The following is a 14,959-nucleotide window of genomic DNA, read 5'->3' as shown; positions in this document are numbered from 1 at the left end:
GTTGCGCGTTGCATACCAAGACTGTTTTCATTTAATTGAGCCGCTGCTCGCCAAGGTCGAGAAACCGAGCCGCTATATCGATCACGAGTGGGGCACGCTTTCCAAGGCCGATGCCGACTACCGTTGCTGCCTGATCTACCCGGATGTGTACGAGGTCGGTCTGCCCAACCAGGGCATTGCCATCCTCTACAACATCCTTAACCAGGCCGAGGGCATCTCCTGCGAGCGCGGCTATGTGCCGTGGCCCGATATGGGTGACGCCATGCGCGAGGCAGGCATTCCGCTGCTCTCGCTCGAGGGTGCAGCGCCGGTCGCTTCGTTTGATATCGTCGGCCTGCATGTGCCGCACGAGATGGCGGTGACGAACTTCCTCGAGGCACTCGACCTCGCTGGTATTCCGCTGTTAGCGGCTGACCGCACCGAGGACGACCCCATTATCATCGCCGGCGGCCCCTCGGTGTACAACCCCGAGCCGTACGCGGCCTTCTTCGATGCCATCCTCATCGGTGAGGGCGAGGAATCGCTGCTCGATACCTGCCAGCTGCATCGCCGCCTGCGTGACGAAGGGGTCCCGCGCGCGCAGATTGTCGAGCAGCTTGCATCCATTACCGGCAACTACGTGCCGTCGCTCTATGAGGTTCGTCACGACGAGCCCTGCTCGCCGCATGGCTACACCGTGCCGCGTGAGGGCAAGGATGCGCCGACCGTGGTCTACAAGCGCGTCGTCGAGGATTTCGGCGCCACGAATCCGCTGTCGCAGTCGTGCGTGCCCTATGCACAGCTGGTTCACGACCGCCTGTCTATCGAGATCCTGCGCGGCTGCGCCCGCGGCTGTCGTTTTTGCCAGGCCGGCATGACGTATCGCCCGGTGCGCGAGCGCTCGGCCGACCAGATCGTCTCGTCGGTGATTCAGGGTCTGGAAAAGACCGGCTATGACGAGGTGTCGCTGACCTCGCTCTCCACGACCGACCACTCCTGCATTCGCGACGTGCTCGGCAGGCTCAACCGTCGCCTGGAGGATACGGGTATTCGCGTGTCTATTCCGTCGCAGCGCCTGGATTCGTTTGGCGTGGATATGGCCGAGTCGGTCGCCGGCGAAAAGAAGGGCGGCCTGACGTTCGCGCCCGAGGCCGGCAGCCAGCGCATGCGCGACATCATTAACAAGAACGTGACCGAGGAGGACCTGGACCGTGCGGCCAAGGCGGCCTTCGAGGCCGGCTGGAACCGCATGAAGCTCTACTTTATGATGGGCCTTCCCGGCGAGCGCGATGAGGACATCGTGGCCATCGCCAATCTGGCCGATCACGTGCTGGAGCTCGGTCGTTCCGTGGTGCCCAAGGCTCGTCGCGGCTCGATTTCGGTGTCCATCTCGGTTTCGGTCTTTATCCCCAAGGCCGCCACGCCGTTCCAGTGGTGCCCGCAGCTCGACTACGACGACGTCAAGCGTCGCCAGAAGCTGCTTATCACGAGTGTTCGCAACCGTGCCGTCCGCGTGCATTACCACGATGCCGAGACCTCGCTCATCGAGGCCGCGCTTTCCCGCGCCGGTCGTGACATGACGCCCGTCATCATCGATGCTTGGCGTTCGGGCTCTCGCTTTGACGCCTGGGTAGAGCATTTCTCGCTCGAGAACTGGAAGGAGGCTGCTGCCAAAAACGGCATCGACCTCAACGAGCTCGTACACCTGCCTTACGAGTTGGACTGGCGCCTGCCGTGGGAGCACGTGAGCCCCGGCTGCACGCGCGGCTTCCTCGAGCGCGAGTACCGTCGCTCGCTCGAGGGCGTCACGACTCCCGACTGCACCCGCACGTCGTGCACCGGCTGCGGGATCTGCCCCACGCTCCACGCCAAGAATGTATTGATGGGTGATCGCGCATGAGTGAGCGCCTGACCGACAACCCCTCGCTCTTTAGGCTTCGTGTTCGCTATGGCAAGCGCGATCGTCTTAAGTACTTGGGTCATCTCGAAGTAATCCATACCATTGAGCGCATCGTGCGCCGTGCGGGACTTCCCTATGCCGTCACGCAGGGCTTCTCTCCGCACATGCGCGTTGGCTTCTCTTCGGCGCTACCGGTGGGCACGTCGTCGACCTGCGAGTGGTGTGACCTGTTTATGACCGAGTTCGTGGCGCTCGACGAGGCGTTTGGGCGCCTGGCTGCGGCGTCTCCGGCCGATCTGGCGCCCATCGAGGCGGCGTACATCGACGTGCGCACGCCGGCGTTGACGGCGCAGCTCACGCGCCTGTCGTATCGCATCGACCTGCATCTGGACCCCGAGGCGCCCGTAAGCGCCGACGAGGTGCATCGTGCGATCGACACGCTGCGCGCGGGCCATGGCATCGACTACGCGCGCGGAAAAAAGAGCAAGCGCTTGGATTTGGATCACACACTCGTGGGCTATGAGCTCACGGCGGGGGAGCGCCCGGACCATTTGGTGCTCATGCTCGACACCCATGCCGACAACGAGGGCTCCATGCGTCCGGAAATTTTGCTTTCTGCTGCTGATGTTTTGTTGCAGGGCTTGACCCCGGGCGTGGATGCACCTATTGTTTCCACCGGTATGCAAGACCTCGTGACCATCTGCTCCTACGATGTCGAGCGTCAGAATCAAGCATGCGAGGACGACGAGGGCCGACTCGTCAGCCCCATACCTGTGCGAACTTGTGGATTTGCTCCACATACTCGTTGACGGGGGTATTTTCGCCTGCTACTATATTCGGCTGTTGCACTAACTGATGCATGAAGGGCAAGTAAACATGTACGCAATCGTTAACACGGGCGGCAAGCAGTACAAGGTCGCCACCGACGATGTCATCACCGTCGAGAAGATCGAGGGCAATGAGGGCGACAAGGTCACCCTGCCGGTTATCTTCCTCAACGATGGTAAGAAGATCGTCACCGATCCCGACAAGCTGGCCAAGGCCAAGGTTACCGCTCAGATCGTTGAGCAGTTCAAGGGCGAGAAGCAGCTGGTCTTCAAGTTCCACAAGCGCAAGCGCTATCGTCGTCTGAAGGGTCACCGTCAGCAGCTCACCAAGCTGAAGATTGTGAAGGTTCAGGCTACCTCCCGCGCCAAGAAGGCTGTCAAGGCAGAGGCTGAGGCTGTTGCCGAGGCTCCCGTCGCCGAGTAGATTACACTCGTAACGAAAGAGTAGGTATACACAATGGCACACAAAAAAGGACTCGGTTCCTCCCGTAATGGCCGTGACTCCCGCGGTCAGCGCCTTGGCACGAAGCGCTATGCCGGCCAGACGGTAACCACGGGCACGATTCTCGTCCGTCAGCACGGCACGCACATCCACCCGGGTGAGAACGTTGGCCGTGGTAAGGACGACACGCTGTTCGCGCTGGTCGACGGTACCGTTGAGTTCCACAAGGGTATCAAGCACAGGGTCAGCGTACGCCCGCTCGCGAACGCGTAATTCACCCTTCATAGAGCACATATGTGGGAGGCACTTGAGTTTTAGGATTCAAGGGTCTCCCTCTTTTTTGTAGGAGGCGATTCTGTTGTCACAGTTCACCGATATCAGCCGAATTAACGTTTGCGGCGGCGACGGCGGAGCCGGATGCATGTCGTTTAGGCGCGAGGCATTTGTTCCCAAGGGCGGCCCCGATGGCGGCGACGGCGGTCGTGGCGGCAATGTCGTCATCCAGGCCGACGCTCAGCTGTCTTCGCTGATCGATTACCGCTTTAAGCATCACTTTCGTGCCGAGCGCGGAACGCATGGCCAGGGTGCCCGCCGCAACGGCAAAAGCGGTGAGGACCTGATTTTGAAAGTCCCCATGGGTACCGTAGTCCGCGAGCTCGATCCCGAGACGCAGACCCCTATGTTCGAGATTGCCGACCTGGTGCACGACGGCGAGCGCGTTGTCGTGGCGCCCGGCGGTGCCGGCGGTCTGGGTAACACGCACTTTGTGACGTCCGTGCGTCGCGCGCCCGCGTTTGCCCAGCTCGGCGAGCCTGCCGTGGAACACTGGATCGAGCTCGAGATGAAGCTTATGGCCGATGCCGCGCTCGTGGGCTTTCCCTCGGTGGGTAAGTCATCGCTCATCGCGCGCATGAGTGCCGCCCGTCCCAAGATTGCCGACTACCCGTTTACCACGCTCGTGCCGAACCTCGGCATGGTGCGTGCCGGCGAATATTCTTACGTCGTTGCCGACGTCCCCGGTCTTATCGAGGGCGCGAGCGAGGGCAAGGGCCTGGGTCACCAGTTCCTGCGCCACATTGAGCGTACGGCCCTGATTATGCACGTCGTCGACATGACGGGTGGTTTTGAGGATCGCGATCCGGTCGAGGATTACCATATCATCAACCGTGAGCTCGAGCAGTATGGCGCTGAGCTTTCTGAGCGTCCGCAGATCGTCGTTGCCAACAAGTGCGACGCGCCGGGCACGGCCGACAAGATTGCCGACCTCAAGCGCGCAGCGCTCGATGATGGCCATATGTTCTTTGCCGTGTCTGCTGTGACGGGCGCCGGCCTCAACACGCTGATGCTTGCCGTGGGCGAGCAGGTGGCTAAGCTGCGTGCCGAGTTGGCTGTCTCCGATGAGCCGGTCGTTCTGCGCGACGATGAGTGGGAGCGCCGTCGCCTGCAGCGTGAGAAGCGTTTCCGCATTGTCCAGGAAGAGCCCGGTGCCTTCCGCGTGGTCGGTCGTGCCATCGAGCGCATGGTCATCCAGACCGACTGGGAAAATGAGGAAGCCGTCATTTACCTGCAGCATAAGTTTGCGCGTATGGGTGTTGACGACGCGCTCGAGAAGGCCGGTTGCCGTGCGGGCGACGAGGTCCTCATTTGCCAGCGCGCCTTTGACTTTGAGGGCGCCGAAGACTTCTCGGAGTACGAGGAGCTCGAGGATGCTGGCGAGGACGTTGCCGTTGAGGCCATTGACGTGACCGATGCTTCGGATGAGGGCGTCGAGATTGTCGATGCGGTGGATGCCGCGGACGATGCCGAGACCTCGGAGGGCGAGTAGGCCATGTCGCTGCGCGGTGGAATCGGTCTGCCCGAGCTTCCTCTTGAGGACGGGCAGGAGTTTAGGCTCGGCATTATGGGTGGCACCTTTGATCCCATCCATTACGGGCACCTGGTGACCGCCGAGCAGGCGCGCGAGTCGCTCGACTTGGATGCCGTGCTCTTTATGCCGGCGGGCTCTCCTGCCTTTAAGCTTGACAAGCCGGTGACGCCTGCCGAGGACCGTTATGCCATGACGGTCCTCGCCACCGCCGCGAACCCGGCCTTTTTGGCGAGCCGGTTCGAGATCGACCGTCCGGGCGTAACCTATACGGCCGATACGCTTCATGCCCTTCGCGACTTTTACCCGCCGCAGGTAAAGCTCTACTTTATTACGGGCGCCGACGCGATTATCGATATTGTGACCTGGCATGATGCCGAACGAATCGCTGAGCTTGCTACCTTTATTGCGGCGACACGACCGGGCTTTGATATCGATACGGCGCGTGCCCGAATCAAAGAGTCGGGGCTGCCGTTCGACGTGCGCTATATTCAGATTCCGGCGCTGGCGATCAGCTCGACGAACATTCGTAAGCGAGTTGCCCGCGGTATGAGCGTGCGCTATCTTACGAGCGAGTCCGTGCTCGGCTACATTCGCAAACGCAGGCTATATGCCGATTTGGGCCAAGAAGATTTTGAGTGATGGGGGTCTACGTTGTCGGTAGAGGATCAGTTTGAGGGCGATGAACGCGCGCTGCTCAAGCGCATTCAAGAGCTGCTCGATGTTCGCATGAAGGATAAGCGCAAGCGCTATGTGCATTCGCTGGGTGTTGCCGAGACCGCACTTCATCTGGCCGAGGTCTACGGCGTTGACCGCTTTGATGCCGCTGCTGCCGGTCTGATCCATGACTGGGACAAAGTGCTCTCCGACGACGAGCTGGTTACGCGCGCTCTGCATTACGGCATTAAGATTGCCGGCTCTCCGTCTGCCGCGACGCCGCTTTTGCATGGCCCGGTTGCCGCCTATGAGCTTCCGCAGCTTTTTCCCGAGCTGTCGCCGGCGGTCTTTCAGGCTGTCGACCGTCACACCGTGGGCGCTTGCGACATGACGCCGCTCGATATGGTGGTCTTTGTGGCCGATGCTATCGAACCCAACCGCCACGGCGATTATGCCCATGCGCTGCGCAAGATGGTGGGGAAGTCCTCGCTCGACGAGTTGTTCTTCTCCTGTTTTGCGCAGGGTCTGGTCTATGTGATCCAGTCCGGGCGTTATCTTTATCCCACGGCTATTATGATTTACAACCATTACGCCCAGCTGCGCTAGCTTGGGCTGTCTAGAAAGAGGTATTCCATGGCCGATGAGACCATGACCGACGATCAGATTCTTGAAGGTGTGGAGCACAAGAGTTTTGTTGCCACGTCCGACCGCACCGCTGCCTCGCTGTCCGCGAGCGGTGTTGCCGCCGAGGATGTCGCCCGCGCCGCCGCGCAGGCCGCCTACGACAAGAAGGGCGAGGACGTTCAGGTGCTCGACCTGACCGAGCTTTCCGACGTATGCGACTACTTTGTGCTTGCCACCGGTACCAACAACCGCCAGGTCGATTCTATCGTCGACGAGATCGAGGAGAAGGTCGCCGAGGCTTGCGGCGAGCATCCGTTCTCCATCGAGGGCCGCGAGCAGAAGACCTGGATGCTCATGGACTACGGTTCGGTTGTCGTCCACGTCTTCACTCCTGAAGCCCGCGACTTCTACCGCCTAGAAAAGCTCTGGGGCGACGCCCCCCAGCTCCCCCTCAACCTCCTCTAGTAGCTCATTTGAGACGGGGTTAGCTACCCTCACGCATATCGCCGGGCAGGTGCGGTTTTCCGCACCTGCCCGGCTTTCTTTTTGCCCAAAGGCGGTTAATCGTTGAAGCGGGATTGGCGGCCGAAGGAAAGGGCGGTGTCGCCGAATTTGTCTCGGACGGCGTCGATGGCGACGGAGAGGTCGCGGCGGTCGCTGGATTGGGCTCCGCGGTCATCGATCTCGCAGAACAGGTCAGTCTGGATGCCGCCTTGGTGGTCGAAGTCGCTCATGCCGATGCCCGCTAAGCGAACATGCATGCCATCCTGCCAGATGTTGTCGAGCAGTTCGAGTGCAACCGCCACGAAGATGTTCTCATCGTCGGTCGGATGAGGCAGCCGGCGCTGTGCCGTACGCCCGCTGCCATACGAATACTTAAGCTTGAGCGTTACCGTGGCACCCGTCAGCCCCTGACGGCGCAGGCGGCGTCCCACTGACTCTCCCAACAGCGCAATCGCCGCCTCAATATCCCCACGCTCAGTTAAATCTTTAGCAAAGGTGCGTTCATTGCTGACCGACTTGACCTCGCGCTCTTCATCGAGGCTCGTGACTTCGGAGATTTCGAGTCCCAGCGCACGCTGGCGCATGCGTTCGCCGTTGACGCCAAAAATAGAGGCCAAGGTGGATTCCGGTGCACGTGATAGCTCGCCGAGGGTGTAGATGCGCATGCGGCGCAGTCGCTCCTCGGCCGAGCGCCCGATGCCGCTCATGGCAGATACCGGCAGCGCGGCCAAAAAGCGCTGCTCGGTTCCGGGGCGCACAATCGTCAATCCAAACGGCTTGTCACGCTCGCTTGCGATCTTTGCGACCGTCTTGTTGCAGCCCACGCCAATGGAACAGGTCACTCCCAGCCCTGCCACGCGGTCGCTTATTCGTCGCGCAACCAGCAGCGGGTCTTCGGGCGCGAAGCGACCCGGTGTGATATCGATAAAGGCTTCGTCGATGGATACGCGCTCCACGCGCGGCGTCTCCTCGGCAAGAATCGCCATGACCTGCGCGCTGACCTCACGATAGCGATCAAAATGCCCATGCGTCCAAATGGCTTGCGGGCACAAGCGCCGTGCCTCGGCCGAGGCCATGGCGGAGTGCACGCCAAAGCGACGTGCCTCATACGAACACGTGGACACGACGCCGCGCGAATCGGCGTCTCCGCCCACGATGAGCGGCTTTCCGCGCCATTCGGGATGATCGAGCATTTCCACGCTCGCAAAAAACGCATCGAGGTCCATCAGGCCCACCGCCGGACCCGTCCAGGGAGGCGGCGTGACGCCCATGGCATCCTCATAACCGTATGTATGTTCGCGTCTTTCCATGTCATGAGTATACCGCGCAGCTCATGTGGGGTGCGTGTATGTGCTTGCAAATCCCGAATTCTTGTCTAAGATATGGATTTGCCCTCGACTACACCGAAGAAGTTGGTCTCACGGACTTCACCTGCCCGCGTCGATGGCGTATTATGTTCAACTGTTTGTTTGTAGTTGCAGCCTAAAGCTGCTTGGTTGGAGGAGTTTCCTTTGGCAGTCAAGATTCGCCTTGCTCGTCACGGCGCTAAGAAGCGTCCGTACTACCGTGTCGTCGTCGCCGATTCCCGCGCCCCGCGTGACGGTCGTATCATCGAGGAGGTTGGCCGCTACAACCCGATGACCACCCCCAAGACCATCAACCTCGATCTCGAGAAGATCGCTGACTGGCAGTCCAAGGGCGCTCAGCTCACCGACGCTGTCGCCGCTCTGGTCAAGGCCGCCAACGAGGGCGAGAAGACCGAGACCGTCGTCAAGAAGTCCAAGAAGCAGCTCGCCAAAGAGGCCGAGGCCGCTAAGGCTGCCGCTGAGGCCGCTGAGGGCGCCGAGGAGTAAATCGTGCCTGAGGTTGACGCTGCACAGCTCGAGGGTGAGGCAATGCTCTCAGATCGCATCGCCGATCTCGTCGAATATCTCGTTGTTCAGATCGTCGACGACCCGGATTCCGTGAGCCTTGAGGTCATCGATGGCGACGACGCCTCTACGATTGAGGTTTCGGTCGCCGAGGATGACGTCGCTAAGGTCATCGGCCGTCGTGGCCGTACCATCAAGGCCATTCGCACGCTCGCCCGTGCACTGGCCGCTCGCCTCGACACTGCTGTCGAGGTAGAGGTTCTGGGCTAGGACCTTGAGGTCCCAGTACAAAAACATCGCCCGTGTGGTCAAGCCGCACGGAAGGAAGGGGGAGGTCCTCGCGCAGCCGCTGCGGGGGCTTCCTTCTGTATTAGAGCCTGGTATGCGCGTCGCCCTGACGCCGCCGGCGCTCAAGCGCGACCGCTTTTGCACGGTCGTGTCCGTCACCGATACGGGCGATGGCGATCTGGTCTCGTTTGAGGGCATTGACGACTTGACGGCCGCCGAGGGCATCACGGGATGCTACGTGCTGGCAAATCGTGACGATTTTGAGCTCGATTCGCTCGACGCTGCCTATACCGACCTGATGGGTCGCGAGGTGGTCGACGAGCGCTTCGGTTCGCTCGGCACGATTGTCGAGATCATGTCGACGCCCGCTAACGATGTTTGGGTTGTCGAGGGTGATCGGTACGGCGAGGTACTGATTCCCGTGATCGAGCAGGTCGTGCTCGATCTTCCCGATGCAGGAACAATTTCCGTCCACGTGATGGACGGCCTGATCGATATGGACAAGTAGGGAGGACAACATGCTGATCGAGACCCTTTCGGTCTTTCCCGAGATGTTTGAGCCCGTCATGTCCACGTCGATTTTGGGCCGCGCCCGCAAGGCCGGCCTTTTTGATTTTAAGGCGTATAACCTGCGCGACTGGACGCACGACCGCCATCGTACCGTCGATGACGAGCCGTACGGCGGCGGGCAGGGCATGCTCATGAAGGTCGAGCCTATCGCAGAGGCCATCGAGGCCATTAGCGCAGAGGGTCCCAAGCCGACGGTGGTGTTTTTTACCCCCTGTGGCGAGCCCTTTACGCAGCATGTGGCCGAGCGCCTGCTCAAAAGCGAGCGTCTGCTGTTTGTGTGCAGTCGCTACGAGGGCGTCGACGAGCGTGCGTATGCGTATGCCGATGAGCGTCTGTCGATCGGCGACTACGTGCTTACGGGCGGCGAGCTTCCCGCTATGGTCGTTGCCGATGCCGTCGTACGCCTGATTCCCGGCGCCCTGGGCGACGAGATGAGCAATGTGGACGAGTCGTTCTCGACCGCCGAGGACGGAGGCCTGCTCGAGTACGCGCAGTACACCCGTCCCGCCGAGTTCAACGGCGAGGGCGTGCCGCCGGTGCTCGTGAGTGGCGATCACGCCAAGGTCGATGCCTGGCGTCGCAAGAACGCCATCGAGCGCACCTGCCGCTGGCGTCCCGATCTGATCGAGACGGCGCGCCTTACGCCCCAGGAGCGTGCGTACGCGCAGGAGATTTTGGACGCTTCGTATTCGCAGAGCGAGGAGTGAGAATGGTTCCATCGCAGCATTCCGCGTTGAGGGGCGCTTTTGAGTGGATTGCGGTCATCGCGATCGCGCTCGTGGCCACGTTCCTGATCCGCACCTTTGTGGTCGAGCCCTTTGTGGTGCCCACCGGCTCCATGGAGTCCACGATCGAGATTGGCGACCAGATCCTGGCACAAAAGGTGAGCCTCGAGCTCGGTCAGCCCGTCAAGCAGGGCGATATCGTGGTGTTTCACAACCCCGATGGCACCTCCGAGCATGATGTTCTTGTCAAGCGTGTTATTGCCACGGCCGGGCAGACGGTCGACCTGCAGGATGGCAAGGTGGTCGTTGACGGCCAAGCGCTCGACGAGGACTATACGACGGGCATGAGCTGGCCACTTTCGGTCCAAGCGCCCGGTGCTCAGGTAAGCTATCCCTACACCGTTCCCGACGGGTGCGTGTGGGTGATGGGCGACAACCGCGAAAACTCTGCCGACTCACGCTACTTTGGTCCCGTCGATCGCTCTGATTTGATCGCTGTGGCGCTTGTGCGCTACTGGCCGCTCAACCGCATCGGCGCTATCGACTAAAAACCGCTATAGTACAGTACCTAACCGTGTAATCGTTTCGACGAGGGGATATTAGAGGCATGAACGCTTCATCGCTTTCCTTCCAAGACATCATCCTGCGCCTCCAACAGTACTGGGGCGAGCAGGGCTGCGTCATTATGCAGCCCTATGACTCCGAGGTCGGTGCCGGTACCTTTCATACCGCGACCACGCTGCGCTCGCTCGGTCCCGCCGAGTGGCGCACCTGCTATGCGCAGCCTTGCCGCCGTCCCGCTGACGGCCGCTACGGCGAGAACCCCAACCGCATGCAGCACTACTATCAGTTCCAGGTGCTCATCAAGCCCTCACCGGTCAACGCCCAGGAGCTTTACCTGGGGTCTCTTGCCGCTATCGGTCTGGACCCCAACGACCATGACGTCCGCTTTGTCGAGGACGACTGGGAGAGCCCAACCCTTGGCGCCTGGGGTCTTGGCTGGGAGGTCTGGCTCAATGGCATGGAGGTCACGCAGTTTACGTACTTCCAGCAGGTGGGCGGTATCGAGGTCGACCCCGTTCCTGTCGAGATCACCTATGGCCTGGAGCGCATCGCCATGTATGCGCAGGGCGTCAACTCCGTCTACGACCTGGTGTGGAGCTACCTGCCCGACGGCACGCCCATGACCTATGGCGACGTGTTCCTCGAGAACGAGCGCGAGTTCAGCGCCTACAACTTTGAGGTCGCCAACGTCGAGATGATGCGTCAGAAGTTTGACGACTACGAGGCCGAGTGCCATTCCTGCCTGGAACGAAAGCTGCCGCTGCCGGCGTACGACTGTGTCATGAAGTGCAGCCACGCTTTCAACCTGCTCGATGCCCGTGGCGCGCTGTCCGCGGTCGAGCGTGCCAACTACATCCTGCGCGTCCGCGCCGTCGCCAAGGCGTGCTGCGAGGCCTACATGGCCGTGGTCGCCGGAGTCAACGAGAATGCCGACCAGGAAGGCGAGGTGGCGTAAGCCATGGCAGACGCTAAGGATTTCCTGTTTGAGATCGGTACGGAGGAAATGCCCTCCGCACCGCTGAACAATGCCGTCAAGCAGCTTGGCTCCATGATTGCCAAGGGTCTCAACGAGGCCGGTCTGGCCCACGGCGAGGTCCGCGTGATCTCGAGCCCGCGCCGCCTGGCTGCACTCGTTGCCGACGTCGCCACCGCGACCGATGAGGTTCACGAGGTCAAGCGTGGCCCCGCGGCCAACATTGCCTTCGACGCTGACGGTAACGCCACCAAGGCCGCCCAGGGCTTTGCCCGCAAGTGCGGTGTGGCTGCCGAGGACCTGGTCCGTCGCGAGGACACTGACGGTCGCGAGTATGTGTTCGCCGAGAAGAACATTCCCTCCGCACCGGCTACGCCGATTCTGACCGCTCTGTGCGAGAAGACTATCGCCGGCCTGCAGTGGCCCAACTACCGCTCCCAGCGCTGGGGCCACGAGCACGCGACGTTCGTGCGCCCGGTCCGTTGGATCTGCTGCCTTCTGGGCGAGGACGTTGTGCCCGTGTCGTTTGCCGACGTGACGAGCGGCAACACCACGCGTGGTCATCGCGTGCTTGGCCCTGGTGACCATGTGGTTGCCAGCCCCGCCGTCTACGAGCAGGTGCTCGAGGACGCCGGCGTGCTTTCTGCCGAGCGTCGTCGCGAGGCCATCCTTGCCGGTATCGCCGAGGTCGAGGCCGCTCGCCCCGGCTGTCATGTTGACACGCCCAAGAAGGTCTTCGAGGAGGTCATTAACCTCTGCGAGTGGCCGACGGTGCTTGTCGGTACCTTTGACGAGGAGTTCCTCAAGGTCCCGCACGAGATCATCTGCGAGTCCATGCTCACCAACCAGCGCTACTTCCCGATCTATGACGGCGAGGGCAAGCTCACGCGTGAGTTCGTGGTCGTTTCCAACAGCAAGCCCGAGAATGCCGAGCGCGTGATTGACGGCAACGAGCGCGTCGTGCGCGCCCGTCTGGACGACGCCAAGTTCTTCTACGAGGAGGACCTGAAGATCTCCCTCGACGAGTTCCGCGAGCGTCTGGCCAAGGTCGCCTTCCAGGAGAAGCTCGGTAGCGTGCTCGCCAAGTCCGAGCGTATTGAGCAGCTCGCGCTCGCCATCGCCCGCGAGGCCCATCTGGGCGCCCACCTTGCCGCCGATGCCGCTCGCGCCGCTCACCTGTGCAAGGCCGACCTGGTATCGAACGCCGTCGTTGAGTTCACGAGCCAGCAGGGCGTGATGGGCGGTTATTACGCCTCCGCGATGGGGGAGAACGACGAGGTCGCCCACGCCATTCGCGATCATTATCGTCCCCGCTTTGCCGGTGACGAGCTGCCCGAGGGCACCGCCGGCTGCATCGTGGCCTGCGCCGACAAGCTCGATACCATCGCCGGTATCTTTGCCATCGGCGAGCCCCCGACCGGCTCTTCGGACCCCTACGCGCTGCGTCGTGCCGCTATCGGCATCATCAACATCCTGCGCGATCGCCTGCCGATCGACCCCACGTCGCTCATCGATTTTGCCCTTGAGCTCTATAGCGAGCAGGGCATTGAGTTCGACGCCGCCGAGGTCGCCCAGCAGGTTCGCGACTTCTTCCATGGCCGCCTGGTGAGCATGGCCCGCGAGGAAAAGATCCCGGCCGATACCGTTGCCGCCGTCTCTGCGGTGCACATCATCGCCCCGTCCATCTTCTTCGCCCGCTGCGCCGCCCTCGACGAGGCCCGCAAGAACGACGCCGAGACCTTCGATAACCTGGCTACCGCCTATGCCCGCGCCGCGCACATCTCCAAGCCTGAGCTGGGTGCGGAGTACGACCGCAGCCTGATGGGCGAGGTCGAGCTCGCGCTTGCCGATGCCTCCGAGGCTGCTCAGACCGCTGTCGACGCCGCCCTTGCTGCCGAGGATTACCCGGCCGCATTTGCCGCCCTTGCCGCCCTGCGCGCCCCGATCGACCGCTTCTTCGACGAGGTCATGGTCATGGACAAGGACGAGCAGCTTCGCGATAATCGCCTTAAGCTGCTCAACCGCTTCGAGGCCGTTTTCTCCGGTATCGCCAACATCGGTGAGCTTGCCCGCAAAAAGTAAGCCAGCCTGCGCGTAAGCGCAAAAGGAGCCCCGCATGGATTGCCCGGTCACCGCTCGTCCCACCGTTATCGTTATCTCCGACTCGCTCGGCGATACCGCTTGTGAGGTGGTGCTTGCGGCGTCCGGGCAATTTGATGGAGGGGCTTTTCGCGTTTTACGCCTGCCCAAGGTGACCTCCGTGGAGCAGGTCAAGTCATTTGTGGGCCCGCGTGTCGATGCAGACCATCGCGATATTGCCGTGTTCCATACCATTGTCGATCCGGCGCTGCGCGCCCGCGTGCTCGATTACCTGGGTATGCTGCATATCCGCTCGGTCGACCTGATCGGCCCGACGCTCGCCGTGCTATCGTCGCTCATCGGTGTGCCGCCCAAAGGCGTCGCGGGCGTGATTCACAGGACCGATGACCGCTATTTCCATCGTATCGAGGCCATGGAATATTTCGTTGAGCACGATGACGGGCGCGGTTGCGACGATTTGTCGGGTGCCGATATCGTGCTGCTGGGCGTATCGCGCACGTCCAAGACGCCGCTGTCGATGTATCTGGCTTATCAGGGCTACAAGGTTGCCAATGTTCCGTTGGCCCATGGCATGGAGCCGCCGAAGTCGATTTACGAGGTCGACCCGATGCGCCTGTTCGGCCTGATTTCGACCGTCGATGTGATTTCCGAAATTCGCGATAGCCGCTTGGGCGATGACTACGCTCGTGCCGTTGCCGGCTCCTATGCCGAGCCCGAGAGCGTGCGCAGCGAGCTCGAGGAAGCCCGTTCCCTCATGAAGCGGCTAGGCTGCTTTGTGGTGCGTACCGACGGCAAGGCCTTCGAGGAGAGCGCTGCCGAGATCATTAGCCACTTGGAGGAAATCCAAGAAGCCCGTGCCCGCCGCGCCGCCCGTCGAGCCTAACAGTAGCAGCATTTTGATAAAGCGATTTAGCAAAAATATCGCATCTGACCTGCACTTTCTTACAGTGGTATCTTCATAAGGTAACCACCTTTACCTACCATTTACCGCCAGTTTTAGCACGTTTACCAAACCGCGCATCCTCTGCTTAAGCCCGCTCAAAACCCGCCGTATAGTTCCCTCATGGCCCG

At 61.4% G+C, this 14,959-nt stretch carries 17 protein-coding genes; 16 read left to right on the top strand and 1 reads right to left on the bottom strand.

Annotated features, from left to right (window positions below):
- Position 1 precedes the first annotated feature (1 nt).
- The 8 genes from JMJ97_RS01100 to rsfS all read left to right on the top strand — a co-directional run bounded on the left by JMJ97_RS01100 (position 2) and on the right by rsfS (position 6,758).
- Positions 2–1,879: a TIGR03960 family B12-binding radical SAM protein gene (locus JMJ97_RS01100; protein ID WP_260698855.1), complete on the top strand. Its 1,878-nt coding sequence runs from the start codon at positions 2–4 to the stop codon at positions 1,877–1,879.
- A complete protein-coding gene (locus JMJ97_RS01095) occupies positions 1,876–2,688 on the top strand; it encodes a TIGR03936 family radical SAM-associated protein (RefSeq protein WP_260698854.1) in 813 nt (270 codons plus the stop codon). The genes JMJ97_RS01100 and JMJ97_RS01095 overlap by 4 nt, the downstream gene beginning before the upstream one ends.
- 67 nt (positions 2,689–2,755) lie before the next feature.
- Positions 2,756–3,130 carry a 50S ribosomal protein L21 gene (gene rplU / locus JMJ97_RS01090; protein WP_035138585.1) on the top strand — a complete coding sequence of 125 codons (375 nt, stop codon included), beginning with the start codon at positions 2,756–2,758 and terminating at the stop codon, positions 3,128–3,130.
- Positions 3,131–3,163: 33 nt separating this feature from the next.
- On the top strand, positions 3,164–3,421 hold the full coding sequence (rpmA, locus tag JMJ97_RS01085) for a 50S ribosomal protein L27 (RefSeq protein WP_006236075.1): 258 nt from the start codon (positions 3,164–3,166) through the stop codon (positions 3,419–3,421).
- An 85-nt stretch (positions 3,422–3,506) separates the two neighbouring features.
- Positions 3,507–4,973, top strand: a complete 1,467-nt coding sequence (obgE, locus tag JMJ97_RS01080; RefSeq protein WP_260698853.1) for a GTPase ObgE — start codon at positions 3,507–3,509, stop codon at positions 4,971–4,973.
- A 3-nt stretch (positions 4,974–4,976) separates the two neighbouring features.
- Positions 4,977–5,654 carry a nicotinate-nucleotide adenylyltransferase gene (gene nadD, locus JMJ97_RS01075; RefSeq protein WP_055285119.1) on the top strand — a complete coding sequence of 226 codons (678 nt, stop codon included), beginning with the start codon at positions 4,977–4,979 and terminating at the stop codon, positions 5,652–5,654.
- Between the two features lie 87 nt (positions 5,655–5,741).
- On the top strand, positions 5,742–6,275 hold the full coding sequence (gene yqeK / locus JMJ97_RS01070; protein WP_260698902.1) for a bis(5'-nucleosyl)-tetraphosphatase (symmetrical) YqeK: 534 nt from the start codon (positions 5,742–5,744) through the stop codon (positions 6,273–6,275).
- Positions 6,276–6,302: 27 nt separating this feature from the next.
- Positions 6,303–6,758: a ribosome silencing factor gene (gene rsfS / locus JMJ97_RS01065; RefSeq protein WP_260698852.1), complete on the top strand. Its 456-nt coding sequence runs from the start codon at positions 6,303–6,305 to the stop codon at positions 6,756–6,758.
- Between the two features lie 95 nt (positions 6,759–6,853).
- On the opposite strand, the gene dinB is transcribed toward rsfS, so the two are convergent.
- Positions 6,854–8,107 (bottom strand): DNA polymerase IV, encoded by a 1,254-nt coding sequence (gene dinB, locus JMJ97_RS01060; protein WP_422110713.1) that lies wholly within the window; start codon positions 8,105–8,107, stop codon positions 6,854–6,856.
- 201 nt (positions 8,108–8,308) lie between these two features.
- Here dinB and rpsP point away from each other — a divergent pair, with 201 nt between their 5' ends.
- From rpsP to JMJ97_RS01020, 8 genes are read left to right on the top strand one after another with little or no spacing between them, the layout of a single operon-like run.
- A complete protein-coding gene (rpsP, locus tag JMJ97_RS01055) occupies positions 8,309–8,650 on the top strand; it encodes a 30S ribosomal protein S16 (RefSeq protein ID WP_260698850.1) in 342 nt (113 codons plus the stop codon).
- Positions 8,651–8,692: 42 nt separating this feature from the next.
- On the top strand, positions 8,693–8,938 hold the full coding sequence (locus JMJ97_RS01050) for a KH domain-containing protein (protein ID WP_171021534.1): 246 nt from the start codon (positions 8,693–8,695) through the stop codon (positions 8,936–8,938).
- 34 nt (positions 8,939–8,972) lie between these two features.
- Positions 8,973–9,464: a ribosome maturation factor RimM gene (gene rimM / locus JMJ97_RS01045; protein ID WP_233546451.1), complete on the top strand. Its 492-nt coding sequence runs from the start codon at positions 8,973–8,975 to the stop codon at positions 9,462–9,464.
- A 10-nt stretch (positions 9,465–9,474) separates the two neighbouring features.
- Positions 9,475–10,233, top strand: a complete 759-nt coding sequence (gene trmD / locus JMJ97_RS01040; protein WP_117654832.1) for a tRNA (guanosine(37)-N1)-methyltransferase TrmD — start codon at positions 9,475–9,477, stop codon at positions 10,231–10,233.
- Positions 10,234–10,235: 2 nt separating this feature from the next.
- Positions 10,236–10,799: a signal peptidase I gene (gene lepB, locus JMJ97_RS01035; RefSeq protein WP_260698849.1), complete on the top strand. Its 564-nt coding sequence runs from the start codon at positions 10,236–10,238 to the stop codon at positions 10,797–10,799.
- 59 nt (positions 10,800–10,858) lie between these two features.
- The gene (locus JMJ97_RS01030; protein WP_260698848.1) at positions 10,859–11,770 is read left to right on the top strand and encodes a glycine--tRNA ligase subunit alpha; all 912 of its coding nucleotides are present in this window, start codon (positions 10,859–10,861) and stop codon (positions 11,768–11,770) included.
- Positions 11,771–11,773: 3 nt separating this feature from the next.
- Positions 11,774–13,870, top strand: a complete 2,097-nt coding sequence (glyS, locus tag JMJ97_RS01025) for a glycine--tRNA ligase subunit beta (RefSeq protein WP_260698847.1) — start codon at positions 11,774–11,776, stop codon at positions 13,868–13,870.
- 34 nt (positions 13,871–13,904) lie between these two features.
- Positions 13,905–14,771: a pyruvate, water dikinase regulatory protein gene (locus tag JMJ97_RS01020; protein WP_260698846.1), complete on the top strand. Its 867-nt coding sequence runs from the start codon at positions 13,905–13,907 to the stop codon at positions 14,769–14,771.
- Positions 14,772–14,959: the final 188 nt, after the last annotated feature.

The sequence above is a fragment of the Collinsella aerofaciens genome, assembly GCF_025289055.1.
In the GTDB taxonomy this organism is placed as follows: Bacteria; Actinomycetota; Coriobacteriia; order Coriobacteriales; family Coriobacteriaceae; genus Collinsella.
This window is presented reverse-complemented; position numbering and strand designations above follow the sequence as displayed.

Bases quoted from the DNA above. Each gene is read 5' to 3' on its own strand.
- dinB (WP_422110713.1), bottom strand. From the start codon at position 8,107: ATGGAAAGACGCGAACATACATACGGTTATGAGGATGCCATGGGCGTC.
- lepB (WP_260698849.1), top strand. From the start codon at position 10,236: ATGGTTCCATCGCAGCATTCCGCGTTGAGGGGCGCTTTTGAGTGGATT.
- trmD (WP_117654832.1), top strand. From the start codon at position 9,475: ATGCTGATCGAGACCCTTTCGGTCTTTCCCGAGATGTTTGAGCCCGTC.
- JMJ97_RS01030 (WP_260698848.1), top strand. From the start codon at position 10,859: ATGAACGCTTCATCGCTTTCCTTCCAAGACATCATCCTGCGCCTCCAA.
- JMJ97_RS01020 (WP_260698846.1), top strand. From the start codon at position 13,905: ATGGATTGCCCGGTCACCGCTCGTCCCACCGTTATCGTTATCTCCGAC.
- JMJ97_RS01050 (WP_171021534.1), top strand. From the start codon at position 8,693: ATGCTCTCAGATCGCATCGCCGATCTCGTCGAATATCTCGTTGTTCAG.
- rpmA (WP_006236075.1), top strand. From the start codon at position 3,164: ATGGCACACAAAAAAGGACTCGGTTCCTCCCGTAATGGCCGTGACTCC.
- rsfS (WP_260698852.1), top strand. From the start codon at position 6,303: ATGGCCGATGAGACCATGACCGACGATCAGATTCTTGAAGGTGTGGAG.
- yqeK (WP_260698902.1), top strand. From the start codon at position 5,742: ATGAAGGATAAGCGCAAGCGCTATGTGCATTCGCTGGGTGTTGCCGAG.
- JMJ97_RS01095 (WP_260698854.1), top strand. From the start codon at position 1,876: ATGAGTGAGCGCCTGACCGACAACCCCTCGCTCTTTAGGCTTCGTGTT.
- nadD (WP_055285119.1), top strand. From the start codon at position 4,977: ATGTCGCTGCGCGGTGGAATCGGTCTGCCCGAGCTTCCTCTTGAGGAC.
- rplU (WP_035138585.1), top strand. From the start codon at position 2,756: ATGTACGCAATCGTTAACACGGGCGGCAAGCAGTACAAGGTCGCCACC.
- glyS (WP_260698847.1), top strand. From the start codon at position 11,774: ATGGCAGACGCTAAGGATTTCCTGTTTGAGATCGGTACGGAGGAAATG.